The organism is Burkholderia latens (genome assembly GCF_001718795.1).
GTDB classification, from domain to species: Bacteria; Pseudomonadota; Gammaproteobacteria; order Burkholderiales; family Burkholderiaceae; genus Burkholderia; species Burkholderia latens_A.
In genome coordinates this window covers 2224582-2249199 of record NZ_CP013438.1, presented here as the reverse complement: position 1 = coordinate 2249199, position 24618 = coordinate 2224582, and the positions used below count along the sequence as shown (strand labels likewise).

The following is a 24618-nucleotide window of genomic DNA, read 5'->3' as shown; positions in this document are numbered from 1 at the left end:
GAACGGCGTGCCGCGCGTGCTCGGCGGTCTTCGGCATCAGATGCGGGCCGCCGCGGGCGTGACGTTGCGCAGCGCGTTGACGCCAACCCAACCCCAGTAGACGCGATGATGCGCGATCAAGCCGTCGCGCAGATCCATCACTTCGACGAGATCGACCTGATCGCCTTCCGGTGTTTCGCGCGGATATTCCCAAGTGAGCTGCCGGCCGTTCGAAAAGAACAGCCCGGTTCGATACCAGCGCCCGAGTCCGCTGCCCGGATTGCGCAGGCCGGCCGCGAAGAACGCGGCGATTGAAGCCTTGCCGTGGAGCACGCCCGAGCCGTGCTCCGGCAGCGTGACTACGATGAGCGGCGTTTCGAGGATCGCGTCGTCCGCGTACAGCGACATCAGCGCGTCGAGATCGCGTGCGACGACGGCGGCGTGCCAGTGGTGATGGATGCGTTGCGCATCGGGGTCGGCGTGTGTCATCTCGGGTTCCGGCAAGCGTGAATAACGGAACGACTGTATCGGCGCCACGCCGCCGGACGTTTCATCCCGATCCGAAACGTCGATGTCACGCACGCGCAGCGGGCGCGCGTCCGCGCTCCGCGTCAGCCGCCGAGCGCGCCGAGATTCAGTTCATACGACTTGCCGATCCACACTGCGCTGTCGCGATGGTCGCGCAGTTCGTCGTCCGTGTTCGGATGCAGGAAGATGTCGAGTCCGCCGTGATTCAGCACGAGCCACGGCACGATGGCGTCGAAATGCGCGGCGTCGAACGCGATCTGATAGGACCACGCCGGATGCGGGCCGACGAGGCGCTCGTGAAAGCGGCCGAGTTCGATGATCGCGCCGAATCGTTCTTCGACGACGACGCGAAACGCCCAGGCCGCGTCGCGGCTCGCGGCGTCGAAGTAGACGTGTGCGTGCCAACTGTCGATGGCGGTGGTGTCGATGGCAGCCATGGCGGAACTCGAAAGAAGAACAGGCAAGGACTAGCGCCGTGCGTGACGGCCGATGCGCAATTATCTCGCGTCCTGGCGGGACACGTCTCGTCGCGGAGCAGGTAATCGGCGCGATGGACTTGTCGTGTGTCAGGGAATCCAGTGTGTTCGTTGAGTCATTTCGCACTTGTGCCGGCGTGTGCGGCATCGTGCCGAAAGCCGCGCCGAGCACCGCCCGGACCGAATTCGCATCGGCAATACGTCATTTCAAAAACTGCAAAAGCGATTCGCGTGGCGCTTCGATTCGTCAGCCAAAATGCGATCAGGTAATTGAATGAAATAAAGAATTTCCGCTCGGGCGGCATTGGCGAATCGCTTGAATCGGGGGCCGGCCGCCAGTGCAGAAAAAATCAATTGCGGAATCGGCTATTCAAGCGCATGGCCACGCGACATACGATGATTGCACCGCATCGACGACGACGATCGATGCGGAAACAACCATGTGGAGGCCATGATGCGATCCGTTGTTTCCCTTGCTGTCCTGTCCGGCGCGCTTGTCGTGCTGCCTGCCGCAAGCTTCGCGCAGTCCGTCGATACCGACTGGCAACCGAACGCCGCGCCGTTGACCTGGTCGGCGGCGCGTGCCGAAACCGACGTGCAACTAATGCAGATGACGCGCGCCGGCTATCGCGCGACGACAGCCGGCAATCAGAACTATCCGCTCGCGATGCAGCGCGCGCTCGAGCGCGTGAGGTACCCGGCGCCTGACCGCTCGCCGGAGGAGAAGGCCGCGATGGAAGAGCGCGCGGCAAGCGCCGCGCGCAGCGGCCATCCGGTGAAGGCGTTCTTCGTGAAGACGGCGTACTACCTGAAGGGCGAGAATACGTTCTGATGCGGGAGGCGAGCATGGCATGCGCTGATGGATTCCCCGACGTGTTGCGCGCATCGGTGGTTCGCCGGCGACGCCAGGCGCGCGCGACGCGGTCGCGGGGCGGCATGAACGGCGGCGCGCCGCGCCGCGCGAACGGCCGTCGAGATGGGAGTCGCGGCGCCGTTGCGTGCCGCATCGCATGGTCGGCATTCGATGCGGACGACGTCACGCCAGGCGAGGGCCGATCATGAAGGCCGCCAGAAAAGGCCGTCGCCACGTTCCGTTGACGCGCGAATGGCTGCTGCCGCTGCCGCCCGCGCATGCGCGCGACATCTCGCTGAAATGCCACATGGCGCTCGTCGCGCTGCGCGGCGAGCACGGCAACGAAACGTTGCTGATGCGGTTGCGCACGAGCGTCTACCTGGTGTTCCTCGCGCTCGACGACGCGGTATCCCCGGACGCGAGCATCAACCTGTGCGTCGACGCGGAGCGCGTGCTCGACGCGAGCGTTGCGCGCGCCGCCCAAAGCGGCGCATGGACGCTGCACGACGACGAGTGCGCGGCGCTAGAGCGTGTGCTCGCGGCGAACGACGCGTGCGTCGCGACGCTCACGCGGCACCGGCTCGCCGAGCTGTGGCGCCGTGTGAGCGCGTTCACGTCCAGCGAGCAACCCGGGCTGCTGGCGCAGGCGGCGGCACGGATGCGGGCTTCGGCCGTTCTGCATTGAGCGGTGGCAACGCGTGCGGCCCGCTGGCGCCGTTTCATGCGTGTTCCGTTCCCGGGGCTGATGCTCGCCGACCGATGTCACGACAGGAGCCGAACGGCTCGGTCGATGACGATCCATCCTCGCGTTCGCGACGATCGCACGGTTCGGTGCGAACGCATCGTTTCAGTCAGGAGGTGGCGATGGCGCTATACAGGATCGGTGGCTACTTCACGTGCGGAAGCGGCCGCGCATTCCGGGAGAGCCTGCCGCCAGGCAGCGAGGCAACGGTTGCGGGCATCTATCGATGCACCATATGCGGCGACGAGATCGGCATCGCGAAGGCGCAGGCGCTGCCGTCCGATGACGAACATCGTCACGATCTCGATCCGCCGCCCGACCCGCTGCTCGATCGCGGGCCGACCGCATGGCAGCTGATCGCGGCGGCCGAATCGAGGCACTAGGCGTACGGGCGTAGGGAGGTTCGCGTGCTCATGCTTGCGCGAATGCACGCGGACTTGCGACGACGCCCGACAAAACAAAAGCGCCACGGAGTTCGCTCCGTGGCGCTTCTTCGACGCCTGCCGACGCAGAGGCGCGAGCCTCTGCGCGGCGAAACCCGCTTAAGCCGCCGCTGCCGGCTTCGCCGGCTTCTGCAGCTTGCCCTTGCCGGCGCGCTGGATTTCTTCGAGCTTGATTTCGACGTGGCGCGAGAACACGTACTCGGCCGGGCGCTGGTTCGCGATCGAGATATCCGGTGCGAACGGGCCGTCGGTCTTGATGCCCTTCTTGCTCACGCGCAGCGCCTTCAGCGGATGCGCGATCGTGTCCATCACCGCGGTGGCTTCGAAGCCGCAGTGGACCATGCAGTCCGCGCACTTCTCGTAGTTGCCGACGCCGTAGTTGTCCCAGTTCGTGTCTTCCATCAGTTCCTTGAAGGTCTTCACGTAACCTTCGCCGACCAGATAGCACGGCTTCTGCCAGCCGAACACGGTGCGAGCCGGGTTGCCCCACGGCGTGCACTTGTACGTCTGGTTGCCGGCCAGGAAGTCGAGGAACAGCGACGACTGGCTGAACGACCAGCGCTTGCCGCCTTCGCCGCGCTTCAGGATCTCGCGGAACAGGTTCTTCGTCTTGTCGCGGTTCAGGAAGTGCTGCTGATCCGGCGCGCGCTCGTACGCATAGCCGGGCGACACCGTGATGCCGTCGACGCCGATCGGCTTCAGCGTATCGAAGAACTTCGCGACGCGCTCGGGGATCGCATCGTTGAACAGCGTGCAGTTGATGTTCACGCGGAAGCCGCGGCGCTTCGCTTCCTTGATCGCCGCGACCGCCTTGTCGTACACGCCTTCCTGCGACACCGAGTGGTCGTGCATCTCCTTGTCGCCGTCGAGGTGGACGGACCAAACGAAGTACGGATTCGGCTCGTAGTCGTCCATCTTCTTTTCCATCAGGAGCGCGTTCGTGCACAGGTACACGAATTTCTTGCGCTTCATGATGCCCTTGACGATCTCCGGCATCTCCTTGTGGAGCAGCGGCTCGCCGCCGGCGATCGACACGATCGGCGCGCCGCACTCGTCGACGGCTTCCAGGCATTCCTGGACGGACAGGCGCTGGTTCAGGATCGGGTCCGGATAGTCGATCTTGCCGCAGCCGTTACAGGCGAGGTTGCAGCGGAACAGCGGCTCGAGCATCAGCGCGAGCGGATAGCGTTTGTTGCCGGACAGGTGTTGGCGCATGATGTATGCGCCGACGCGGACTTGCTGGAGCAGCGGAATAGACAAGAGATGTCCTCCTTAAACTTCGCGGGCGACAGCTTGCGTAAGCTTCGCCGGCAACTTGAATTCGACTTTTTCTTCACGGCCCGCCATCGTCGTGACCTCGACGGGCCCCAGTGCGCGCAGCGCGCCGATCACATCCTCAACCATTTCCTCGGGTGCCGACGCGCCGGCGGTCAGGCCGACCGTCTGCACGCCCGCGAACCATTCGGCCTTCACTTCCGAGCCGTCGGCGACCAGATAGCTCGGCACGCCGCTTTCGGTGCCGATCTCGCGCAGGCGGTTCGAGTTCGAGCTGTTCGTCGCACCGACGACCAGCAGCACGTCGACCTGGCCGCTCAGTTCGCGCACGGCGGCCTGGCGGTTCTGCGTCGCGTAGCAGATGTCGCGCGTGTCCGGGCCGACGATGTCGGTGAACCGGCGCTGCAGCGCTTCGATGATGCCGCGCGTGTCGTCGACCGACAGTGTCGTCTGCGTGACGTATGCGACCGGCGTGTCGACCGGCAGCGTCAGCGTATCGACTTCCGCCTCGCTCTGCACGAGGATGACCTCGGCCGGGATCTGGCCGATCGTGCCCTCGACTTCCGGATGGCCCGCATGGCCGATCAGGATCAGCCGGCGGCCCGACGCGACGTACTGGCGGCCCTGCACGTGCACTTTCGTGACGAGCGGGCACGTGGCGTCCAGCACGTCGAGCCCGCGCGTCTCGGCGTCGCGCTCGACCGTCTGGGCGACCCCGTGCGCGCTGAAGATCGCGACAGCGCCATGCGGCACCTCGTCGAGCTCCTCAACGAATCGTGCCCCTTTATTACGCAGATTTTCGACGACATGCCGGTTATGCACGATCTCGTGACGCACATAGACCGGCGCGCCGTGCTGTTGCAGCGCGCGATCGACGATTTCGATCGCACGGACAACCCCCGCACAAAAGCCGCGGGGCTGGGCAAGGATGACTCGCATAAGTGAGCGAACTCCGACGACAGACGCCGGGGTTCGAGGAGCTGGCATCGCTCGCTCGCCCCGGCTTGATGTTATGAAGGCAGGAACGAACCGGCCAGGCCAGGCCCCGGAACCCCGAATTAATCGCGCATTTTAACCCTATCGCGCCGTCCGTGCTCTGGTGCCGTTTCGGCCGTGTTGCATTCGGCGCAGAGCCGTGTCGGCGCTCGTGTGCGCGGAACCCGGTAAACTGCGCGGTTTCGCGGGCAGCCGGTCCGGCCGCCTGCCGTCGCGCTTCATTTCAAGGCCACTCGATGACCGTCGATTTTTACGCGTATTGCCCTGCCGCGTATGCGGTTTTGGTTGTTTTAAATCCGACCCTTATTCAGACCGAACGCGTTGGCGCCCGATGCCGCGCGGCCCGCTGCGGGATCCGCCAGGAGGCCGGCCGATGATGCTTGCCATGACTTTTCTGGTGTCCGGCCTGTCGTTGCTGATCTGGATCGTGCTGCTCGTCGCGCGCGGCGGCTTCTGGCGCGCGCGGCCGGCGGGGGCGCTGCCGCCGCAGGCGCGCGGCGCCGCGGCCGAAGCCGGCTGGCCGGCCGTCGTCGCCGTCGTGCCGGCGCGCAACGAGGTCGACGTGATCGGCGCCGCGGCGACGTCGCTGCTCGAGCAGGACTATCCGGGCGAATTTCACCTGATCATCGTCGACGACCACAGCGACGACGGCACCGCCGACGCCGCGCGCGCGGCGGCGCTCGCGATCAACCGCGCGGACCGCCTCACGGTGCTGTCGGCGAAGCCGCTGCCGGCCGGCTGGTCGGGCAAGGTGTGGGCGCAGTCGCAGGGCATCGCGGCGGTGCGCACGCTCGGGCTGCCCGCCGATTATCTGCTGCTGACGGATGCCGACATCGGTCATCCGCCCGACGCCGTGACGCAGCTCGTCACGCGTGCGCAGGCCGAGCAGCGCGATCTCGTGTCGCTGATGGTGCGGCTGCGCTGCGATTCGTTCTGGGAAAAGGCGCTGATTCCCGCGTTCGTGTTCTTCTTCGCGAAGCTTTATCCGTTCTCGTGGATCAACAATCCGCGCAACCGGACGGCCGGCGCCGCCGGCGGCTGCATGCTGGTCAAGCGCAGCGCGCTCGAGGAGGCGGGCGGCATCGAGTCGATTCGCGGCGCGCTGATCGACGACTGCAGCCTCGCTGCGCAGATCAAGCATCGCGGCAGCGGCCGTCATCCGATCCGGCTCGACCTGGCCGAGCGCAGCGTGTCGCTGCGTCCGTACGACAGCTGGCGCGACATCTGGAACATGATCGCGCGCACCGCGTTCACGCAGCTGCACTATTCGCCGCTGCTGCTCGCGGGCACGCTGCTCGGGATGACGATCATCTATCTCGCGCCGCCCGTGGCCGCGCTCGCGTACGGCGCGCGCGCGTGGCCGGCGTGGCTCGCATGGGCGTCGATGTGCACCGCGTATGCGCCGATGCTGCGTTATTACCGCCGCTCGCCGCTGTGGGCGCCCGCGCTGCCGCTCGTCGCGCTGTTCTACGTTGGCGCGACCTTCGCGTCGGCGTGGCGCTATTGGCGCGGCAAGGGCGGTCAGTGGAAGGCGCGCGTGCAGGCGCCCGTCGAGCGCTGATTAACGCCGGCGGATGCCGGCCGCTTGCCCGGCTCCGCAAAGCAAAAAGCCCGATCGGTTGCAAGACCGATCGGGCTTTTGCTTTTTCTACGCTGCCGCGCGCTTACCGCTGCGTCAGCATCATGTACATCTGGATCACGACGTCCGGCGAGAACGTGAACGGCACCCAGCCGTAGCCGGTATGGCGCGCCACCAGCAGGCGATCGCCGTTCGACTGCTTCTGCACGGCCATCATCGGGTTTTTCGTCGTCACGAAGCGCCAGCCCGCCGGGATGCCCGGCGGCGGTTCCGGCTGCATCGACGCGCGCGCGTGCGCGAGTTCCTCGATCAGCTGGCCCAGTTGTTCCGGATGCAGCGTGATCGATTGCCCGTTGATGCTCAGCGTCAGTTCGTTCTGCGACGGGCGCGCGACCTGCAGCGTCGACTTTTCCGCGGGCGCGTCCGCTGCGTCGGCGGGCGCGGCGACTTCGCTCGCCGCGCCGGTGTCGGCGGCGCTCGTCGCGACGACGTCGGCGACCGCGTCGGCCGATGCAGCGGCGGCTTGTTCGGCTGGTGCAGGTTCAGGCAGGTGCGTCGCCGGATCCGCGGCCGTCTCGACAGCCGGTGCGACGACTTCGGCGGCGACTGCGGTTGTGGTCCCCGCACCTGCCACGCTTGCCGTGTGCGTTGCCGCGTCTTTCACAACCGCTTCGACCAGCGCTTCCGCGTCGGCGATCGCCTTCGCATGACGCTCGGCGGCCGCTTCGGCCTGCGCGATCGCATCGGTGTGACGTTGCTTGACGGCTTCGGCCTCCGCGGTCGCGTCCGCGTGGCGTTGCGCGGCCGCTTCGGCTTGCGCGATCGCTTCGGTGTGACGGCGCGCGATCGCTTCCGCTTCGGCGGTGGCTTCCGCGTGGCGCCGGGCGGCTGCCTCGGCGTCGGCGATCGCCTGCGTATGCCGCTGCGCGAGTGCCTCGGCTTCGGCGATCGCGGCTGCGTGGCGCTGCGTCGCGGCCTCGGCCTCGGCGGTGGCTTCCGCGTGGCGCTTCGCGGCGGCTTCCGCCGCCGCTGCGGCTGCCGCATGGCGCTGCGCGGCCGCGTCGGCCTCGACGGCGGCCGCGTGATGACGTTGCGCGGCGGCCTCGGCTTCGGCGATCGCGGCGGCATGGCGCTGCGACGCCGCTTCCGCATCGGCGTGACGCTGCGCGAGCGCTTCGGTCAGCGCGGTTGCTTCGGCGTGCCGCTGGACCGCGGCCTCGGCCTGCGCGGCGGCTTCGTTGTGGCGTTGGGCGGCGGCTTCGGCCGCGGCGGTGGCGTCCGCGTGGCGCTGCTGCGCGGCTTCGGCGTCGGCGGCTGCGGCCGTGTGGCGCTGCGCGGCGGCTTGTGCTTCGGCTTCGGCGGCCGCGTGACGCGCGGCTGCGGCCTGGGCTTCTGCGGCAGCGGCGCGCGCGAACGCTTCAGCGCTGCGTGCCGCCTGCTGCGCGGCGTGGTGATCGTGGAGGAGCTGATCGACGCCCGCGTTGAGCGAATCGATCTGATCGTTCAGGTTCATGCGTGTCTTCTCTGCGTAAGACCCGCGATTTTAACCGCTGCGCCGGTGGCGGTCCGTCAGCGACGTGTAACAAAGTGCGCAAAGCAGCGCGCCTCACGCCGCTTTGTGTTATTTCAGGTAGCCCGCCGAGCCGAACCAGTCGAGCGCGTCGCGCAACCCGTCGCGATACGGACGCGCGCGGTAGCCGAGTTCACGTTCGGCCTTCGCCGACGTGAAATACATCTTGTTCTTCGACATCCGCAGCCCGTCGACGGTCACGAACGGTTCCTTCTTCGTGAACTTCGCGACGGCCTCCGCGCCGAGCGCGAGCGGATAGAGCGGCCAGCGCGGCAGCGCGATCGTCGGCGCCTTGCGGCCCGTCATCTGCGCGATGTCGGCGAGCATCTGCTGCAGCGGCAAGTTCTCGCCGCCGAGGATGTAGCGCTCGCCGATCCGGCCGCGCTCGAGCGCGAGGAAGTGGCCGTGCGCGACGTCGTCGACGTGCACAAGGTTCAACCCCGTATCGACGAACGCCGGGATCTTGCCGAGCGCCGCTTCGACGATGATGCGGCCCGTCGGCGTCGGCTTCACGTCGCGCGGGCCGATCGGCGTCGACGGGTTGACGATTACGGCCGGCAGCCCTTCGTCGGCAATCATCCGCTCGACCGCGCGTTCGGCCAGCACCTTGCTGCGCTTGTAGACGCCGATTGCCTGCTCGGCGGTCAGCGGCCGGTTCTCGTCGGACGGGTCGCCCGCGCTCGTGACCTTCAGCGTCGCGACGCTGCTCGTGTAGACGATCCGCTCGACGCCTTCCGCGCGTGCGGCGCGCATGGTCGCGACCGCGCCCTCGAGGTTCGCACGCTCGATTTCGTCAGGATCCGGTGCCCACAGCCGGTAGTCGGCCGCCACGTGCAGCAGGTAGCGCACGCCGCGCAGCGCGGCGCGCATCGATTGCTCGTCGCGCATGTCGCCGGTGACGATCTCTGCGTCGAGATCCGCGACGTTCGTGCGTGGGCTGGTCGGGCGCACCAGCACGCGCACCGCATAGCCCTTTTGCTGCGCGATGCGTGCGACGGCCGAGCCGACGAAACCGGACGCGCCGGTGACGAGAACGAGATCGCGGGTGGTATCAGTCATGCGTTTCCTTCAGGGCCGCGCAGCGCGGCGGTTGTGCGTCGGCGAGATTGTACGTGGTCGGCGCGCGCGGCGACGCGAGCGGCTTGCTCCGCCACGCACGGGCCGGCAGGCAGCCGACCGATGCCGCGCACCGGCGCGACGGCCGCCTCGCGCAATGGCGCTTGCGCACGGCCGGGGGCCTGCCGGCCCGTGTGAGAAGCGGCCGACGCGACTACAATGCCGGGCTTGAATGGAATGCACGACGGGAGGGCGACGCGATGAGCCGCAATGAACTGGACGAACGGATCGAGACCTACTACGTGCGGGTGCGCGGTGTCGTGCAGGGCGTCGGTTTCCGTCACGCGACGGTGCGCGAGGCGCATGCGCTGAAGCTGCGCGGCTGGGTCGCGAATCTCGAGGACGGCAGCGTCGAGGCGATGATCCAGGGCCCCGGCGCGCAGATCGACCGGATGCTCGCGTGGCTGCGCCACGGGCCGCCGTCAGCGCGCGTGACCGAAGTCACGTTCGAGGAGCGCCAGATCGAAAAGCGCTTCGAGCGCTTCCAGCAGCAGTAAGGCCAAAAAAACATGACGGGGTATCCGGAGGCGGGGCGCGGGATCGCGCTGTCGGTGATCGCATCGACGCTGTTTGCACTGATGTCCGCATACGCGAAGCTGCTCGCGCCGCTCACCGGGCTCGACATTTTCGCGTGGCGCATCGTATGGACGGCGCCGGGCGCACTCGCGCTGATCGCGCTCCGCGGCCGCTGGCCGGCCCTCGTCGAACTCGTGCGGCGCAGTGCGCGCGACTGGCGCTTGCTGGCCGCGCTGCCCGCAAGCGCGGCACTGCTCGGCCTGCAGCTGTGGCTGTTCCTGTGGGCGCCGCTGCATGGGCGCATGCTCGAAGTGTCGCTCGGTTACTTCCTGCTGCCGCTGACGATGGTGCTCGTCGGCCGCTTCTACTATCACGAGCGCCTCGATCCGCTGCAGTGGATGGCCGTCGCCTGCGCGGCGCTCGGCGTCGCGCACGAAGTGTGGGCGACGCGCGCGTTCGCGTGGCCGACGCTCGTCGTCGCGCTCGGCTATCCGCCGTATTTCGTGCTTCGCCGCCGGATCAACGCGGATTCGCTGGCCGCCTTCGCGCTTGAAATCGCGCTGCTGTGCCCGGTTGCGCTGGCGATGGTGTCGGCGAGCCCGACGCCGGTCGCGGATCATCCGCTGCTGTGGGCCGCGCTGCTGCCGGGGCTCGGCGTGCTCAGCACGCTCGCGCTGGCGAGCTATCTGAAGGCGAGCCGAATGCTGCCGATGGCGCTGTTCGGCATTCTCGGCTACGTCGAGCCGGTGCTGCTCGTCGCGGTGTCGCTGCTGCTGCTCGGCGAGACGCTGAGCGTCGCGCAGCTCGCCACCTACGGTCCGATCTGGATCGCGGTCGCATTGACCGCGTGGCACAGCGCGATGCTGATGCGGCGTCTGCCCGCGCGCAGCTGAGTGCCGCCGCGCACGCCTCGAGCGCGGCAGCCATGCGGTGCGGAACCGGCCGCGCTTCGCGCATTTTCGCGCACACCGATCGCGACGCTGGCGCCGGCCTGGCATCGCGCTGACGCCGGTCTGGCTGTGCCGCCAATTCTGTTTCACCGACGTCACCGCCGTAATCGAACAGAAGATTCCGTTGCACTTTGTTACTTAGGGTATCCCCGAGCGGGCCGCTAGACTGATCTGACCGTCTTCTCTTCGTATGCAGCCTTTCCATGAACGGTCATCTCCGCGCCCGGCCGGCCGGGTTGGCGCGATACGGGCATACGCGTATCGCGACTGACCGCGCCCGCCTTCTCCGTTCCGGATTTTCCCGCGGTGCATGCCGCACCGACGTCGTGCAGGTGCGGCCATGTCGGTGAACGCATCGCCTGCCGTCCAGCCTCCGTCCGGACGTGGCGGCCGCCTGATCGAAGTCGATTTCTTTCGCGGCATTGTGCTGCTGATGATCGTCGTCGATCACATCGGCGCGAGCGTGCTGTCGCGCGTGACGCTGCACACCTTCGCGCTGTGCGACGCGGCCGAAGTATTCGTGTTTCTCGGCGGCTTCGCGACCGCGAGCGCGTACGGCGCGATCGCCGACCGTCACGGCGCGCGCGCCGCGCAGCGCCGCTTCGTGCGCCGTGCGATGCAGATCTATCGCGCGTTTCTCGCGACGTCGACGCTGATGCTCGTCGTTTCCGCCGTGCTCGACCATTACGGGATCGACGCGCCGAACCTCGCGCTCGACGACGTCAGCGTAATGCTTGCGTCGCCGCTCACGGGCGCGGCGGAACTGCTGACGTTCCAGCGCCAGCCGTACCTCGCGTCGGTGCTGCCGATGTACGTGCTGTTCGCGCTCGCGTCGCCGGTGATCGTGCCGTTCGCACGCCGCCATCCGTGGCTGCTCGTCGCATTCAGCGCGTCGTCGTGGCTCGCGGCCGGCTGGCTCGGCCCCGAGCTGCTGGACACCGATTCGTTCCGCTGGAGCTTCAATCCGTTCGCGTGGCAGCTGATGTTCGTCGCCGGCGTGCTCGCGCGCTGCCAGCCGTTCTACCGGCACGTCGCGCTCGGCCGCTGGGGCGCCGCGGCAACCGGCGTCGCATGTGCGATCGTGCTCGGCTGTGCGAGCTACAAGCTGTTCTCGGGCTTGCCGGTGCCGGAGGGCATGCTCAAGCGCGATCTTGCGCTGCCGCGCATCGTGAGCTTCGCCGCGGTCGCATGGCTGATGGCCGACTGCGTGCGTTACGGCTGGATCGCGCGCGTCGCGCGGGCCGTGCAGCCCGTGGTCGCGGTCGGCCGGCGTGGATTGATCTGCTTCGTCGCGGGCGCGGCGATTTCGCTCGTCATCGATTCGCTGCTGCACCCGGTCGCGAACGGCGCGCAGCTGCGGCACATCGGCGTGGGCCTTGCGGCCGACGCATGTGCGGTCGGGCTGATGATGGCCGTGGCCGGTTCGGGAACCTGGTTTGCGCGCTGGCGCGGCGCGCCCGCGTGAGCGGGGGGAACGGCGCAGCCGATGAGCGCACGCGGCGCGCGCCGCGCGGCGCCGCGGTGGTCAGTGAGGTGAGCCGATACGGGAGCGCGGAACGGTAGTCGCGTCGTCGGGTTCGGTGTCGTCGCGTTCGTCGGACTTCGGATCGTCCTGCTGCGCGAGCACCGCGTCGGCTTCGGCCGCGGCCCGGGCGGCGCGCATCGCGGTACAGCGCTGCGCGTGCCGGATGTCCGACAGAATCCTCAATAGCCGAGTCGTCTTGCTTTTCATGATCTTCTCCCGCCAGTGCGCATCGCGACGGAGCGGATGCGCCGTTGCAACCAGTGTAGGACGTGCTGGCCGCGCCGGCGGGAGAATGTGGCGTGCACGCCGCACGCCGAGGGATAGTACTTACTGCGCCGACGCGATTGCCTGCGCCTGCACCGCTTCTTCTTCGCGGCGTTCTTCCGCGCAGCGCTGATGCTGGCGCGACAGGCGGTTCATCATCGGCAGCAGCAGCAGCGCGAGCAGCATGCCGATCGCGGCGAGCCAGCCGAGCTTTTCGAACAGCGACAGGTAGAGCGGCAGCGACTCGGTGGCCGGCAGTTCGTGCGACGGCATCTGCGCGAAGTTCGCGACGACGCTGCCGAGATACTGCGACACACCCGTCGCGACGAAATACGCGCCCATCATGAAGCCGCTCATGCGCGCCGGCACGTAGCGGGCGATCATCGCGAGGCCGAGGCCGCTCACCAGCAGTTCGCCGAGCGAGTAGAGGCCGTAGCCCCACACCATGAACCACGACGACACGCGGCCGTCCACCGCGTAGCGGCCGCTGATCGTGAACACCAGGTAGCCCGCGGCGACCGCGCCGAAACCGAGCGCGTACTTCGCGGCGACCGGGAGGTCGCGGCCGCTCTTCGACACCGCGTTGTAGATCCACACGAGCACCGGGCTCAGCATCATGATCCAGATCGGGTTGAGCGCCTGGAACTGCGCGGCGCTCCACGTGAACAGCGTCGTGCCGAACAGGATGAAGCGCGGATCCACGTTGCGCAGCGCGAACAGCGTCAGCGACGTCGACATCTGCACGTAGAAGATGAAGAACAGGATCACCTGGCCGATCAGCACGAGCGCCGCGATCAGGCCCGCGCGCTCGGAACGTTCCGACTTCGCGATCATGTACGCGAAGATCGCCAGGATCGCGAACGCCGCCGTCCACACGCTCGCGACCGCGAGCTGCTTGTGCTGCAGCACGTACAGCGTGACCAGCGCGAGCGCGACACCGCCCGCCGCCACGGCGCCGAGGCGCTTCCAGCGGATCGGTTCGTCGTCCGGCTGCGAGCCGATGTGCGCGAGCGTGCGGTGCATCAGCATGAAGTTCAGGATCGCGAGCAGCATGCCGGCGCAGCAGACCGCGAACGCGGTGTGCCAGCCCCAGTGATCCTTGATCCACGGCGTCGCGAGCATCGACACGGTCGAGCCGATGTTGACCGCCATGTAGTAGATCGTGAACGCGCTGTCGATGCGCGCATCGTCGCCCTCGTAGATGCGGCGCACGAGGTTCGCCGCGTTGGCTTTGAACAGGCCGTTGCCGACGACGATCACGCCGAGCGATGCGTACATGTACGCAAGCGCGTCGTTCGGCACCGCCAGCATCAGGTAGCCGGCACACAGAACGGCCGCGCCGATAATCATCGTGCGACGGGCGCCGAGCACCTTGTCGCCGATCCAGCCGCCGATCGACGGCGACGCGTAGACGAGCGCAGTGAACGCGCCCCACGTCAGGTTCGCATGGCTGTCGGTGAAACCGAGCCGGTCGACCATGAACAGGACCAGAAGCGCGGCCATACCGTAGTAGCCGAAGCGCTCCCACATTTCGATGAGGAAGACCGTCGTAAACGATCGGGTTTGTGAAACAGGTGCGTGCATCATCAATCTCGTTTGAAACGGACGGCGCGGATCGCGCGTCGCCTGGGGGTCGAACTGGCGCCGGAGCACGGTGGCCGGGTAGGCTTGGCGTCGGCGATGGAGCTGTCGGGCGGGTTAGCCCGGGCCGGGGTCGGACTCCGCCTCGAAAGGCGGGGCGAGGCCCCGACCGGCGCGCGAGTGGTAACGTTTGCCGGTCCGGTGCGTCAGGTCCGCGCCACTCAGGGAAACTCCCGATATGGCAGCAGCTTTCAGGAACATTCGTCTCATCATTTACTTGTAAGCTTCGCGCCCGTTCTCCGCAAATTCCCGGAGAGCCGCTTGCAGCTTGCCTGTGAAGCCGGCGAGTCTGGCAAGATAGCGCGTCGTTTCGCTCGCTTCGGGCCCTGTTTAGTGCACCGGGCTCAATGCCGAAGACGTGCGCGAACCCGAAGATTAAGCCATCTCGAATTAACTTAGTTACTTTCCATCAAACATTTTTTGACGACCACTTTTCGGCCTGCTATGGTTCCCCCCACTGAAAACTCGCGAGCGGCAGACGCTGCCGCACTCGGAAGCAAGATTCGCGCGTTGCGCCAACGACTAAAGCGCACGCTCGACGACACCGCTACCGCCGCGGGGATTTCGAAGCCGTTTCTGTCTCAAGTCGAACGCGGGCTCGCGTCGCCGTCGCTGACGTCGCTGGCCGGTATCGCCCAGGCGCTCGGTGTGACGGTGCAGTATTTCGTGGATACGCCGAGCGAAGAACGCTCGGTCTGCAGAGGCGAGCAATTGCGCTTCTTCGGATTCGCCGATTCGGCGAACCTGTTCGCGAGACTGACGAACGTGTCCGAAGGGCGTCAGCTCGAGGCGATCCTCGTGCGGATGCCGCCGGGGCAGAAACGGTCGGAGGTAACGACACATGCCGGAGAGGAGTTCCTGTATGTGATTGAAGGGGAAGTGTCGCTGACGCTGGAAGGCAAGACGTTCGTCCTGCAGGCCGGCGACAGTTCGCACTATCAGTCGACGGTCCCGCACAGCTGGGTCAACACCGCGAAGATCGAATCGGTGGTGGTCTGGGTCGGCACGCCAAGGCTGTTCTAACGCACGGGTATTCCTTCGTTTCCGCGACGGAATATCTGTCGAAAGAAACGTAAGGAATACTAAGATGCAATACGAGAATCACGGGCCTCCTCAATCGCTGTACCCGTCAGCGTCTCACGCGTAAGTCGCGGCATTCGCCGCGCGACGCCCACCGAACAACTTTCTCAAGATCGCCACGATGAAATCCTTGCATGCCATGTCGGCCGTGCTGGCCGCGCTCGCCCTGACGACGCCCGCCGCACACGCCGTGACCGTTCCGTCGAACGTCGCGCTCGCTGCGCAACAGGACCTGACGCGCCAGGTTCCTGCCGAAGTCGAGTCGCTCGACCCCGCGCACATCGAGTCGTGGACGGGCAACACGATCGGCCTCGACCTGTTCGAAGGGCTCGCGCGCATCGACGCGGCCGGCCAGGTCGTGCCGGGTGTCGCGCTATCGTGGGAGCGCAAGACGCCGCAGACGTGGATTTTCAAGCTGCGCCACGATGCGAAGTGGAGCAACGGCCAGCCGGTGACGGCCGCCGATTTCGTCTATTCGTGGCAACGCCTCGTCGATCCGAAGACCGGCTCGAAGTACACGATCCTCGTCGAGTTCATCAAGAACTCGAAGGACATCATCGCCGGCAAGGCCGCGCCGACGACGCTCGGCGTGCGCGCGGTCGATCCGTACACGCTCGAAGTGACGACCGACGTGCCCGTCGCGTTCTTCCCCGAGCTGACCGCGATGGCGCCGCTCGCGCCGGTGAACAAGGACACCGTCGCGAAATTCGGCGACGCCTGGACGCGCCCCGGCAACATCGTCAGCAACGGCGCGTATCAGCTCGTCGACTGGCAGCCGAACAACCGCATCGTCGCGACGAAGGACGCGAAGTACTGGAATGCGTCGAAGGTCGTGATCAACAAGGTCACGTACCTGCCGATCGAAAGCGACGAAACCGCGATGCGCATGTACCAGGCCGGCCAGATCGACTACAGCTACTCGATTCCGTCGGGCATCTTCCAGCAGGTCAGCAAGCAGTTCGGCAGCGAACTGCGTCCGGGCCTGCAGCTCGCGACCTACTACTACTACCTGAACAACAGCGACGCCGCGCTGAAGGACAAGCGCGTGCGCCAGGCGCTGTCGATGGTCATCGATCGCGACGTGCTCACGTCGAAGCTCACGCAGGCCGGCGAGAAGCCGATGTACGGGCTGATGCCGAACGGCACGAAGGGCGTGCAGCCGTTCACGCCGGAATGGGCGTCGTGGCCGATGGCCAAGCGCGTCGCGACCGCCAAGGACCTGCTGAAGCAGGCCGGCTATTCGGACGCGAAACCGCTGTCGTTCACGCTCACGTACAACACCAACGACCTGCACAAGAAGGTCGCGCTGTTCGCCGCATCGGAATGGCGCACGAAGCTCGGCATCAACACGAAGCTCGAGAACGTCGAGTTCAAGGTGCTGATGAAGGAGCGCCATGACGGCAAGGTGCAGATCGCACGCGACGGCTGGTTCGCCGACTACAACGACGCGATGACTTTCTTCGACCTGATCCGCTGCGGCAGCTCGCAGAACACCGTCGGCTACTGCAACAAGCAGATGGACGCGCTCGTCGAGGAAGGCAACCAGAAGCTCGACGACAAGGCGCGCACGGCGCTGCTCACGCAGGCGCACGACATGGCGATGAACGACACGCCGATGGTGCCGCTGTTCCAGTACTCGGCCGACCGCCTCGTGAAGCCGTACGTCGGCGGCTACTCGCTGAAGAACGTGATCGACATGCGTGCTTCGCAGGACATGTACCTGATCAAGCACTGAGCGGAGCGATCATGCTGGCCTACGCATTGAGACGCACGTTGTGGGCGGTGCCGACGATTCTTGCCGTCATCACCGTCTGCTACCTGCTGCTGCACTTCACGCCCGGCGGTCCGTTCGATACGGAGAAGCAGCTGTCCGCGGCGACGCTCGCGAACCTGAACGCGAAATACCACCTCGACGAGCCGCTGTGGAAGCAGTACCTGCTGTATCTCGGTTCGCTGTTGCAAGGGGATCTCGGCCCGTCGTTCCGTTACGTCGACTGGTCGGTGAACGATCTCGTGAAGAAGGCGCTCCCCGTGAGTCTCGGCGTGGGCGGCGTGTCGATCCCGATCTCGATCGTGTTCGGCGTGCTGCTCGGCACCGTGGCGGCCGTGCGCCGCGACAGCGTGATCGACCGCTTCGTGATGCTGATCGGCAACTTCGGCAACGTCGTGCCGCCGTTCGTGCTCGGCCCGGTGATGGTGTGGATCTTCGCGATTCTGCTGAAGACGTCGCAAGGCAACGGCTGGCTGCCGGCCGGCGGCTGGGGTGACGGCGGCTGGCGGTACCGGCTGCTGCCGATCGCGCTGCTGACCCTCATCAACGTGTCGCTGCTCGCCCGCGTGATGCGCGGCTCGATGATCGAGACGCTGTCGAGCAACTACATCCGCACCGCCCGCGCGAAGGGGCTGCCCGGCTCGACGATCGTGCTGCGCCACGCGCTCAAGCCCGCGTTGATGCCGGTCGTGTCGCTGTTCGGCACGGTATGCATCACGTCGATCACCGCGGCCGTCGTCACCGAGTCGGTGTTCGCGCTGCCGGGGCTCGGGCAGCTCGTGGTCAACGGTGCGATCAACCGCGACTACACGCTGGTGCTCGGCCTCGTCGTGCTGACGACCGTTTGTGCGGTGCTGTTCAACCTGCTGGTCGACCTCGCGTATGCGTGGCTCGATCCGCGTATCCGTTATTGAGCGAGGCACTGCGATGACTCCGACTACTCCCGTCGTCAGTCTGCCCGTGCAGACCGACTCGCCGCCGCGTTCGCGCTCGCCGCTCGCGCTCGCGTTCGCGCGCTTCCTTCACAACCGCGCGGCAGTGTTCAGCCTCGTGCTGCTCGCGCTGATCACGCTCGCGTGCTTCGTCGGCCCGTGGCTGCTCGCCGCCGACCCTGCCGCGAGCGACTGGGCCGCGATCAGCCTGCCGCCGACGCTCGCGAACCAGCACTGGTTCGGCACCGACGAGCTCGGCCGCGACCTGCTCGTGCGCACGCTGATCGGCGGCCGCGTGTCGATCGAGGTCGGCCTGCTCGGCACGCTGGTGTCCGGCCTGTTCGGCGTCGCGTGGGGCGCGACCGCCGGCTTCGCGGGCGGCCGCGTCGACTCCGCGATGATGCGCGTGGTCGACATGATGTACGCGATCCCGTACCTGCTCATCGCGATCCTGATGATGACCCTGTTCGGCCGCTCGTTCATGCTGGTCGTGCTGACCATCAGCGCGTTCTCGTGGATCGACATGGCGCGCGTCGTGCGCGGCCAGACGCTGTCGCTGCGCAACCGCGAGTTCGTCGATGCGGCGCGCGCGATTGGCGTGTCGCCGGCGTCGATCGTGCTGCGCCACGTGGTGCCGAACCTGCTCGGCGTGGTCGTCGTGTACGCGACCGTATCCGTGCCGAACATCGTGCTGACCGAATCGGTGCTGTCGTTCCTCGGCCTCGGCGTGCAGGAGCCGATGACGAGCTGGGGCGTACTGATCCAGGACGGCGCGCAGAAACTCGAATCGATGCCGTGGCTGCTGCTGGCGCCGGCCGTCATGCTCTGCGTGACGCTCTACTGCGTGAACTTCGTTGGCGACGGCCTGCGTGACGCGCTCGACCCGAAGGACCGCTAAACATGAAACTACCCTCGCGCTCTCTACGCTCGCTGCCTCCGGGGGCAGTCAGCCTCCTTGGGGCGGCCCGGCGGAGGCTGACGATGAAACAACCCCCACGCTCTCTGCGTTCGCTGCCCCCCGAGGGGGCGGTCAGCCTCCTTGGGGCGGCCCGGCGGAGGCTGACGATGAAACAACCCCCACGCTCTCTGCGTTCGCTGCCCCCCGAGGGGGCAGTCAGCCTCCTTGGGGCGGCCCGGCGGAGGCTGACATGACTGCACTGCTCGAAGTTGAAAACCTCGGTGTGCGCTTCACGCGCAAGGACGCCGCGCCCATCGACGCCGTGAGCGGCGTGTCGTTCTCGCTCGAAGCGGGCAAGACGCTCGGCATCGTCGGCGAATCGGGATCGGGCAAGAGCCAGACCGTGATGGCGCTGCTCGGCCTGCTGGCCGGCAACGGCACGACGACGGGCGCCGCGCGCTATCGCGGCGAAAACCTGCTTGAGATGGATACGCGTGCGCTGAACGCGGTGCGCGGCGACCGGATCGCGATGATCTTTCAGGATCCGATGACGTCGCTCAATCCGTTCCTGACGATCGAGCGGCAGATGACCGAGACGCTGCAGCTGCATCGCAAGCTGTCGCGCAAGGACGCGACGAAGCGCGCGATCGAGGCGCTCGAGTCGGTGCGGATTCCCGATGCGGCGCGCCGCATCCGCATGTATCCGCACGAGTTCTCCGGCGGCATGCGCCAGCGCGTGATGATCGCGATGGCGTTGCTGTCCGAACCGGAAATCCTGATCGCCGACGAGCCGACCACCGCGCTCGACGTGACCGTGCAGGCGCAGATCATCGACCTGCTGCGCGAGCTGAATCGCGAGCGCGGCACCGCGATCGTGCTGATCACGCACGACATGGGGGTGGTCGCCGGCCTCGCGGACGACGTGATGGTCATGTATGCGGGCCGCACCGTCGAATACGCGCCGGCCGAATCGATCTTCGCGGCGCCGTCGCATCCGTACACGATTGGCCTGCTCAATGCGCTGCCGCGCCTGACCGATGCCGACGACGCACCGCTCGTCGCGATTCCCGGCAATCCGCCGATGCCCGGCACCGCGCCGGCCGGCTGTGCGTTCGCGAAACGCTGCACGTATGCGGAGGAGCGCTGCGGCTCGGCGCGCCCCGCGCTCGAAACCTATGGCGCGGCGGGGGCGGTGCGTGCGTGCCACCGGCCGCTGGCCGATCTGACGGGAGGCCTGCGATGAGCGTCGATGAACGCCGCCATGCCGGCGCGACGGACGACACGCTGCTGTCCGTCGACGATCTGAAGGTGCATTTTCGCGTGCCGCTCGGCGGCTATCCCTGGTCGCCGAAGGGCACGCTGCGCGCCGTCGACGGCGTGTCGTTCGACGTGAAGCGCGGCGAGACGGTCGGGCTCGTCGGCGAGTCGGGCTGCGGGAAGTCGACCCTCGCGCGCGCGCTGATCGGCCTCGTGCCGATGACGGCGGGCACGGTGCGCTGGCGCGGCGAAGCGGTCGCGCCCGATCACCTGCGCGGCACCGCGATGCGCCGCGAAGTGCAGATGATCTTCCAGGATCCGCTCGCGTCGCTCGATCCGCGCATGACGATCGAGCAGATCGTCGCGGAGCCGCTGGTCACGCACCACGCCGGCCTCGGCCGCGCCGAAGTGCGCCGCCGCGTGGTCACTATGCTCGAACGCGTCGGCCTGAACGCACATCACTTGCTGCGTTACCCGCACGAATTCTCGGGCGGACAATGCCAGCGTGTCGGCATCGCGCGCGCGCTGATCGGCGAGCCGAAACTCGTGATCTGCGACGAGCCCGTATCGGCACTCGACGTGTCGATCCAGGCGCAGATCGTGAACCTGCTGCGCGATCTGCAACGCGAACTGTCGTTGTCCTATCTGTTCGTCGCGCACGACCTGGCGGTGGTCAAGGCCATCAGCCAGCGCGTGCTCGTGATGTATCTCGGCCGCGTGATGGAGTTCGGCACGCGGCATGACGTGTACGGCGTGCCCCAGCACCCGTACACGAAGGCGCTGCTCGATGCGGCGCCGACGCCGGAGCCGGCGCGCGAGCGTGCTCGCCGTCCGATGCTGCTGGCGGGCGAGATGCCGTCGCCGCTCAACCCGCCGTCCGGCTGCGCGTTCCGCACGCGCTGCCCGGTCGCGATCGACGCGTGTGCGCAGGACGTGCCGCTGCCGGAAGTGCGGCACGGCTCGGCGGCGCGTGTCGCGTGCATCCGGGCGGGCGTGGCGGCGTGAAGTGACGCAGCAAACATAACCAGGCAGGTCAACAGGGGCAGGGTGCGGCGCGAACGACCTTCGCGCCGCGGGTAAAGGCGCGTCCGTAACCGGGCTCGCCGGGGGGCCGGAAGCGGATCGCAGACCGGCGTGGACGACATCAACACAAGATGAGAATGACGATGAAAAAGCAGAAAACGATCGGGACGGCATCGAAGATGCTGCTTGCATGGGGCCTGCCGGCACTCGCCGGCGTATCGCTGAGCGGCGTCGCGCACGCCGACGACGCGGCCCCCGCACCGCTGACGGTCGCGCAGGCCGCGCCTGCCGCCGGCACGGGCGCATCGGTTGCGCAGGCAACGACCCCGAACGCGATCATCAACGCGGAAGCGACCCAGGCGGTCACGCCGCCGGACGAGCCGTCGGCGCAGTCGAAGTCGAACGGCTTCATCGCCGATAGCCATCTGAACTTCCTGTTCCGCAACTATTCGGACACGCTCGACAACAAGGGCGGGCCGCATCGTCACGCGTGGGTCCAGGGCGCGATGGCGAACTTCGAGTCGGGCTATACGACCGGCCTGATCGGCATCGGGTTCGACGCGTCGCTGTATGCGGCGCTGAAGCTCGACGGCGGCGCCGGCGCCGGCAGCATGGTGCACATCGCGAAGGGCGGCGGCGGTTCGAACCAGCTCGCGTGGGCGTATCCGGGCATCTACGACGTAAAGGCGCGCATCTCGAACACGGTGGTCAAGTACGGTCTGCAGGCCGTCGACAACCCGTTCATGGAGCAGCACGACAACCGCGCGTTGCCGCCGACGTTCCTCGGCGCGACGATCGTCAGCAATGAATTCAAGAACGTGATGCTCGAGGCCGGCAGCTTCACGAAGACCGACGCGCGCGGCCATACCACGCTCACGAACCTGACGACGCAGTACGGCGGTACGCGCGTCAATCGCCTGACCTACGTCGGCGGCACGTGGGACTACTCGCCGAACGGCGAAGTCGCGCTGTACGCGAACCAGGCCGACGACGTGTGGCATCAGTACTACGCGTCGGTGAAGCACAGCATCGGCGATACGAAGTCGATCAAGTGGACCGGCTTCGGTAACGTTTACTCGACGCACGACACGGGCGACGCGCTGCAGGGCAAGATCAACAACAACGCGTACAGCCTGTCGCTCGCCGCGCAGCACGGCCCGCACGAGCTGCTGCTCGGTTATCAGCAGGTGCTGGGCGACCAGTTCTTCGACTACCTGAACGAAACGAACGGCATCTTCCTGACCAACTCGATGGACGTCGACTACAACGCGCCGCACGAGAAGTCGCTGCAGCTGCGTTACACGTTCTACGGCAAGGAAGCGGGCCTGCCTGGCTTCAAGGCGATGATCTGGGGCGTGACGGGCTGGGGCGCGGACGGCAGCGCCGGCGCCGCGAACGATCCGAGCAAGTCGAGCATCTACTGGAGCAACGGCGCGCCGGTGCAGGGCCGTCACCACGAATTCGGCTTCATCCCGTCGTACACGTTCCAGAGCGGCAAGCTGAAGGACACGAAGGTCACGTTCATCGCGATGTGGCACAACGGTTCCGCACACTACTCGGACGCGACCAACAAGGAGTACCGGCTGGTCGTGAACGTGCCGCTGCACGCGTTCTGATCGACGGGGGACGCCTCGTCCCCTGTCGGTTTGTCCGACGTTCCCGTCTTGTGCGGCCGGCCTGCAGCCCGTGTGCTCAGGCCGGCTTGTGCAGTCCCGCCACCGGATCGTTCGCGGCGGGCATTTCTTCCACCAGCGACGTGAGCTGGCGCCCGGTGTCGCGCCACGCATCGAGGCCGCCGCGCAGCGGCAGCGCATCGGTGAAGCCCGCGTCGAGCAGGCGCTTGGCCATCAGCGCGGCCGTCACTTCATTCGGACACGAGCAGTACACGACGAACTTCTGCGACAGCGGATAACGCGCGACGATGTCCGCGATGTTTCGCTCGTCCGCGAACTGCGCGCCCGGAATCGTGAACGGGTCGAGCTTGCGATGCTCGGGCGAACGCACGTCGAGCAGCACCGGCGCGGCCGGGTCGTTCATCAGCCGGTCGAGTTCGTCGACGCCAATGCGCGCGCTCGCGAGCTGGCGGATCAGCGCGCGGCGGCGCATCCAGCGCACGGCCGCATAGATCGCCAGCAGCGCGACGATCACCAGCAGCACCGCGCGGCCGAGCCGGCTCGCGCCGGCGAACAGCCAGTCGATCTGGCGGTAGAACACGACCCCCGCGACGAGCCCGACGATCGTCCACAGCGCGGCGCCGAGCGCATCGTAACCGGCGAACGTGCGATAGCGCGTGCCGAGCGCGCCGGCCATCGGCACCGATACCAGCGACAGCCCGGGAATGAACCGTGCTACCGCGAGCACGCGCACGCCGTAGCGGCCGAAGAAGCGTTCGGTCTTCTTCACGCAGGTATCGCGCGACAGCGACAGCCGGCAGATCGTTTTCAGCGTTGCGCCGCCGTAGCGCCGCCCGGCGACGTACCACACGGTGTCCCCGATCAGCGCGCCAAGCACCGACAGCGCGAGCACCGTCACGAGCTGCGAGCCGATCATCGCCGGATGCATCGCCGCCATCGCGCCGAACAGCACCAGCGTCGGCATCGCCGGCACCGGCAGACCGACGGCGGCTGCCAGCACGTTGGCGAACACGAGAAGCGGCCCGTATTGGGCGACGAGGTCACGGAGCATGGCGGCTGGCCCAAAAGAAAGCGCGTGAACGGGATGCGCAGATGGGCCGATTATCGGCCATTTTCAAGCCGACGGAGGGGAATGACGGAAAGCGCCTGGCGGCGTCAGGGAGATGCGGTGGGGAAGGTGAGCCGGTGCGCGACGCACGGCTCACCGGTCGACTTCAGGACGGGGTGCGTGCGAGCGACGCGGCGCCGTGGTTCTCGCCGGGCAGTTCGGCGCCGTGCGAGCGAATCGCCGCGATCAGCTCGGCCGGCGTGATCTCGTAGCGGACCTCGCGGTGAATGCCGGGCTTGCGTTCGTCGATCTCGATCAGCAGCACGCTCTTGCCGTCGCCGGTCGATTCGAGCCGGAGCGAGCGCAGTTCACGGCCGTCGGCCGGGTCGTGTTCGGTGAGCAGGGTCATTGCCCCGGATGAGCCGGTAGTGCGCATCGAACCTATCCTCGTTGTCGTGTTTGCCGGGTGGGCGAAGATGTCGTTGTTGAATGCAGCTTGATGAAGTTTAACGCGAACGGGCC

Annotated in this window: 24 protein-coding genes; 14 read left to right on the top strand and 10 right to left on the bottom strand. The window is 67.1% G+C overall.

Annotated elements, in window-relative coordinates:
* Positions 1 to 36 precede the first annotated feature (36 nt).
* On the bottom strand, positions 37 to 468 hold the full coding sequence (locus tag WK25_RS29245) for a nuclear transport factor 2 family protein (RefSeq protein WP_069243430.1): 432 nt from the start codon (positions 466 to 468) through the stop codon (positions 37 to 39).
* Positions 469 to 590: 122 nt separating this feature from the next.
* Complete coding sequence (locus tag WK25_RS29240; protein ID WP_040138881.1) at positions 591 to 944, bottom strand: DOPA 4,5-dioxygenase family protein; 354 nt, start codon at positions 942 to 944, stop codon at positions 591 to 593.
* A 493-nt stretch (positions 945 to 1437) separates the two neighbouring features.
* On the opposite strand from WK25_RS29240, the gene WK25_RS29235 reads away from it, so the two are divergent.
* The 3 genes from WK25_RS29235 to WK25_RS29225 all read left to right on the top strand — a co-directional run bounded on the left by WK25_RS29235 (position 1438) and on the right by WK25_RS29225 (position 2961).
* Positions 1438 to 1815, top strand: coding sequence for a hypothetical protein (locus WK25_RS29235; protein WP_069243587.1), 378 nt, complete (start codon positions 1438 to 1440; stop codon positions 1813 to 1815).
* A gap of 226 nt (positions 1816 to 2041) precedes the next feature.
* Complete coding sequence (locus WK25_RS29230) at positions 2042 to 2521, top strand: hypothetical protein (RefSeq protein WP_069243429.1); 480 nt, start codon at positions 2042 to 2044, stop codon at positions 2519 to 2521.
* A 179-nt stretch (positions 2522 to 2700) separates the two neighbouring features.
* Positions 2701 to 2961, top strand: a complete 261-nt coding sequence (locus WK25_RS29225) for a hypothetical protein (RefSeq protein WP_040138878.1) — start codon at positions 2701 to 2703, stop codon at positions 2959 to 2961.
* A 159-nt stretch (positions 2962 to 3120) separates the two neighbouring features.
* Here WK25_RS29225 and hpnH read toward each other — a convergent pair whose 3' ends face one another.
* A complete protein-coding gene (gene hpnH / locus WK25_RS29220; RefSeq protein WP_040138877.1) occupies positions 3121 to 4281 on the bottom strand; it encodes an adenosyl-hopene transferase HpnH in 1161 nt (386 codons plus the stop codon).
* A 12-nt stretch (positions 4282 to 4293) separates the two neighbouring features.
* Positions 4294 to 5235: a 4-hydroxy-3-methylbut-2-enyl diphosphate reductase gene (ispH, locus tag WK25_RS29215; protein ID WP_040138876.1), complete on the bottom strand. Its 942-nt coding sequence runs from the start codon at positions 5233 to 5235 to the stop codon at positions 4294 to 4296.
* A 430-nt stretch (positions 5236 to 5665) separates the two neighbouring features.
* Here ispH and WK25_RS29210 point away from each other — a divergent pair, with 430 nt between their 5' ends.
* A complete protein-coding gene (locus tag WK25_RS29210) occupies positions 5666 to 6853 on the top strand; it encodes a glycosyltransferase (RefSeq protein ID WP_069243586.1) in 1188 nt (395 codons plus the stop codon).
* A gap of 103 nt (positions 6854 to 6956) precedes the next feature.
* On the opposite strand, the gene WK25_RS29205 is transcribed toward WK25_RS29210, so the two are convergent.
* Complete coding sequence (locus WK25_RS29205; protein ID WP_069243428.1) at positions 6957 to 8384, bottom strand: phage tail protein; 1428 nt, start codon at positions 8382 to 8384, stop codon at positions 6957 to 6959.
* 108 nt (positions 8385 to 8492) lie between these two features.
* A complete protein-coding gene (gene hpnA, locus WK25_RS29200; protein WP_040138874.1) occupies positions 8493 to 9500 on the bottom strand; it encodes a hopanoid-associated sugar epimerase in 1008 nt (335 codons plus the stop codon).
* Positions 9501 to 9757: 257 nt separating this feature from the next.
* Between hpnA and WK25_RS29195 the strand changes: the two genes are divergently transcribed.
* The 3 genes from WK25_RS29195 to WK25_RS29185 all read left to right on the top strand — a co-directional run bounded on the left by WK25_RS29195 (position 9758) and on the right by WK25_RS29185 (position 12488).
* Positions 9758 to 10054 carry an acylphosphatase gene (locus WK25_RS29195; RefSeq protein ID WP_040140867.1) on the top strand — a complete coding sequence of 99 codons (297 nt, stop codon included), beginning with the start codon at positions 9758 to 9760 and terminating at the stop codon, positions 10052 to 10054.
* Between the two features lie 12 nt (positions 10055 to 10066).
* Positions 10067 to 10966 (top strand): EamA family transporter RarD, encoded by a 900-nt coding sequence (gene rarD / locus WK25_RS29190; protein WP_040138873.1) that lies wholly within the window; start codon positions 10067 to 10069, stop codon positions 10964 to 10966.
* 397 nt (positions 10967 to 11363) lie between these two features.
* The gene (locus tag WK25_RS29185; RefSeq protein ID WP_040138872.1) at positions 11364 to 12488 is read left to right on the top strand and encodes an OpgC domain-containing protein; all 1125 of its coding nucleotides are present in this window, start codon (positions 11364 to 11366) and stop codon (positions 12486 to 12488) included.
* A 60-nt stretch (positions 12489 to 12548) separates the two neighbouring features.
* Here the strand turns inward: WK25_RS29185 and WK25_RS29180 are convergent, their stop codons facing one another.
* A complete protein-coding gene (locus WK25_RS29180) occupies positions 12549 to 12755 on the bottom strand; it encodes a hypothetical protein (protein ID WP_069243427.1) in 207 nt (68 codons plus the stop codon).
* Positions 12756 to 12875: 120 nt separating this feature from the next.
* On the bottom strand, positions 12876 to 14399 hold the full coding sequence (locus WK25_RS29175) for a peptide MFS transporter (protein WP_040138870.1): 1524 nt from the start codon (positions 14397 to 14399) through the stop codon (positions 12876 to 12878).
* A 498-nt stretch (positions 14400 to 14897) separates the two neighbouring features.
* Here WK25_RS29175 and WK25_RS29170 point away from each other — a divergent pair, with 498 nt between their 5' ends.
* From WK25_RS29170 to WK25_RS29140, 7 genes are all read left to right on the top strand, one after another.
* On the top strand, positions 14898 to 15476 hold the full coding sequence (locus WK25_RS29170) for a cupin domain-containing protein (protein WP_040138869.1): 579 nt from the start codon (positions 14898 to 14900) through the stop codon (positions 15474 to 15476).
* A 178-nt stretch (positions 15477 to 15654) separates the two neighbouring features.
* The gene (locus WK25_RS29165) at positions 15655 to 17268 is read left to right on the top strand and encodes a peptide ABC transporter substrate-binding protein (RefSeq protein WP_040138868.1); all 1614 of its coding nucleotides are present in this window, start codon (positions 15655 to 15657) and stop codon (positions 17266 to 17268) included.
* Positions 17269 to 17279: 11 nt separating this feature from the next.
* Entirely contained in the window at positions 17280 to 18218 is a 939-nt protein-coding gene (locus tag WK25_RS29160) for an ABC transporter permease subunit (protein WP_040138867.1), read from the top strand.
* A 13-nt stretch (positions 18219 to 18231) separates the two neighbouring features.
* Positions 18232 to 19134 carry an ABC transporter permease gene (locus WK25_RS29155; RefSeq protein ID WP_040138866.1) on the top strand — a complete coding sequence of 301 codons (903 nt, stop codon included), beginning with the start codon at positions 18232 to 18234 and terminating at the stop codon, positions 19132 to 19134.
* Positions 19135 to 19384: 250 nt separating this feature from the next.
* Entirely contained in the window at positions 19385 to 20377 is a 993-nt protein-coding gene (locus WK25_RS29150; RefSeq protein ID WP_069243426.1) for an ABC transporter ATP-binding protein, read from the top strand.
* Entirely contained in the window at positions 20374 to 21396 is a 1023-nt protein-coding gene (locus tag WK25_RS29145; protein ID WP_040138864.1) for an ABC transporter ATP-binding protein, read from the top strand. The genes WK25_RS29150 and WK25_RS29145 overlap by 4 nt, the downstream gene beginning before the upstream one ends.
* A gap of 161 nt (positions 21397 to 21557) precedes the next feature.
* Positions 21558 to 23030, top strand: coding sequence for an OprD family porin (locus WK25_RS29140; protein ID WP_040140865.1), 1473 nt, complete (start codon positions 21558 to 21560; stop codon positions 23028 to 23030).
* Between the two features lie 76 nt (positions 23031 to 23106).
* Here the strand turns inward: WK25_RS29140 and WK25_RS29135 are convergent, their stop codons facing one another.
* Positions 23107 to 24099 carry a DedA family protein/thiosulfate sulfurtransferase GlpE gene (locus WK25_RS29135; protein WP_069243425.1) on the bottom strand — a complete coding sequence of 331 codons (993 nt, stop codon included), beginning with the start codon at positions 24097 to 24099 and terminating at the stop codon, positions 23107 to 23109.
* Between the two features lie 163 nt (positions 24100 to 24262).
* A complete protein-coding gene (locus WK25_RS29130) occupies positions 24263 to 24532 on the bottom strand; it encodes a hypothetical protein (protein ID WP_040138862.1) in 270 nt (89 codons plus the stop codon).
* Positions 24533 to 24618 lie beyond the last annotated feature (86 nt).

What these genes read in the sequence shown, in the direction of transcription:
- WK25_RS29245 (WP_069243430.1), bottom strand. Translation starts at nt 468, where the DNA reads ATGACACACGCCGACCCCGATGCGCAACGCATCCATCACCACTGGCAC.
- WK25_RS29240 (WP_040138881.1), bottom strand. Translation starts at nt 944, where the DNA reads ATGGCTGCCATCGACACCACCGCCATCGACAGTTGGCACGCACACGTC.
- WK25_RS29235 (WP_069243587.1), top strand. Translation starts at nt 1,438, where the DNA reads ATGCGATCCGTTGTTTCCCTTGCTGTCCTGTCCGGCGCGCTTGTCGTG.
- WK25_RS29230 (WP_069243429.1), top strand. Translation starts at nt 2,042, where the DNA reads ATGAAGGCCGCCAGAAAAGGCCGTCGCCACGTTCCGTTGACGCGCGAA.
- WK25_RS29225 (WP_040138878.1), top strand. Translation starts at nt 2,701, where the DNA reads ATGGCGCTATACAGGATCGGTGGCTACTTCACGTGCGGAAGCGGCCGC.
- ispH (WP_040138876.1), bottom strand. Translation starts at nt 5,235, where the DNA reads ATGCGAGTCATCCTTGCCCAGCCCCGCGGCTTTTGTGCGGGGGTTGTC.
- WK25_RS29210 (WP_069243586.1), top strand. Translation starts at nt 5,666, where the DNA reads ATGATGCTTGCCATGACTTTTCTGGTGTCCGGCCTGTCGTTGCTGATC.
- WK25_RS29205 (WP_069243428.1), bottom strand. Translation starts at nt 8,384, where the DNA reads ATGAACCTGAACGATCAGATCGATTCGCTCAACGCGGGCGTCGATCAG.
- hpnA (WP_040138874.1), bottom strand. Translation starts at nt 9,500, where the DNA reads ATGACTGATACCACCCGCGATCTCGTTCTCGTCACCGGCGCGTCCGGT.
- WK25_RS29195 (WP_040140867.1), top strand. Translation starts at nt 9,758, where the DNA reads ATGAGCCGCAATGAACTGGACGAACGGATCGAGACCTACTACGTGCGG.
- rarD (WP_040138873.1), top strand. Translation starts at nt 10,067, where the DNA reads ATGACGGGGTATCCGGAGGCGGGGCGCGGGATCGCGCTGTCGGTGATC.
- WK25_RS29185 (WP_040138872.1), top strand. Translation starts at nt 11,364, where the DNA reads ATGTCGGTGAACGCATCGCCTGCCGTCCAGCCTCCGTCCGGACGTGGC.
- WK25_RS29180 (WP_069243427.1), bottom strand. Translation starts at nt 12,755, where the DNA reads ATGAAAAGCAAGACGACTCGGCTATTGAGGATTCTGTCGGACATCCGG.
- WK25_RS29175 (WP_040138870.1), bottom strand. Translation starts at nt 14,399, where the DNA reads ATGATGCACGCACCTGTTTCACAAACCCGATCGTTTACGACGGTCTTC.
- WK25_RS29170 (WP_040138869.1), top strand. Translation starts at nt 14,898, where the DNA reads ATGGTTCCCCCCACTGAAAACTCGCGAGCGGCAGACGCTGCCGCACTC.
- WK25_RS29165 (WP_040138868.1), top strand. Translation starts at nt 15,655, where the DNA reads ATGAAATCCTTGCATGCCATGTCGGCCGTGCTGGCCGCGCTCGCCCTG.
- WK25_RS29160 (WP_040138867.1), top strand. Translation starts at nt 17,280, where the DNA reads ATGCTGGCCTACGCATTGAGACGCACGTTGTGGGCGGTGCCGACGATT.
- WK25_RS29155 (WP_040138866.1), top strand. Translation starts at nt 18,232, where the DNA reads ATGACTCCGACTACTCCCGTCGTCAGTCTGCCCGTGCAGACCGACTCG.
- WK25_RS29150 (WP_069243426.1), top strand. Translation starts at nt 19,385, where the DNA reads ATGACTGCACTGCTCGAAGTTGAAAACCTCGGTGTGCGCTTCACGCGC.
- WK25_RS29145 (WP_040138864.1), top strand. Translation starts at nt 20,374, where the DNA reads ATGAGCGTCGATGAACGCCGCCATGCCGGCGCGACGGACGACACGCTG.
- WK25_RS29140 (WP_040140865.1), top strand. Translation starts at nt 21,558, where the DNA reads ATGAAAAAGCAGAAAACGATCGGGACGGCATCGAAGATGCTGCTTGCA.
- WK25_RS29135 (WP_069243425.1), bottom strand. Translation starts at nt 24,099, where the DNA reads ATGCTCCGTGACCTCGTCGCCCAATACGGGCCGCTTCTCGTGTTCGCC.
- WK25_RS29130 (WP_040138862.1), bottom strand. Translation starts at nt 24,532, where the DNA reads ATGCGCACTACCGGCTCATCCGGGGCAATGACCCTGCTCACCGAACAC.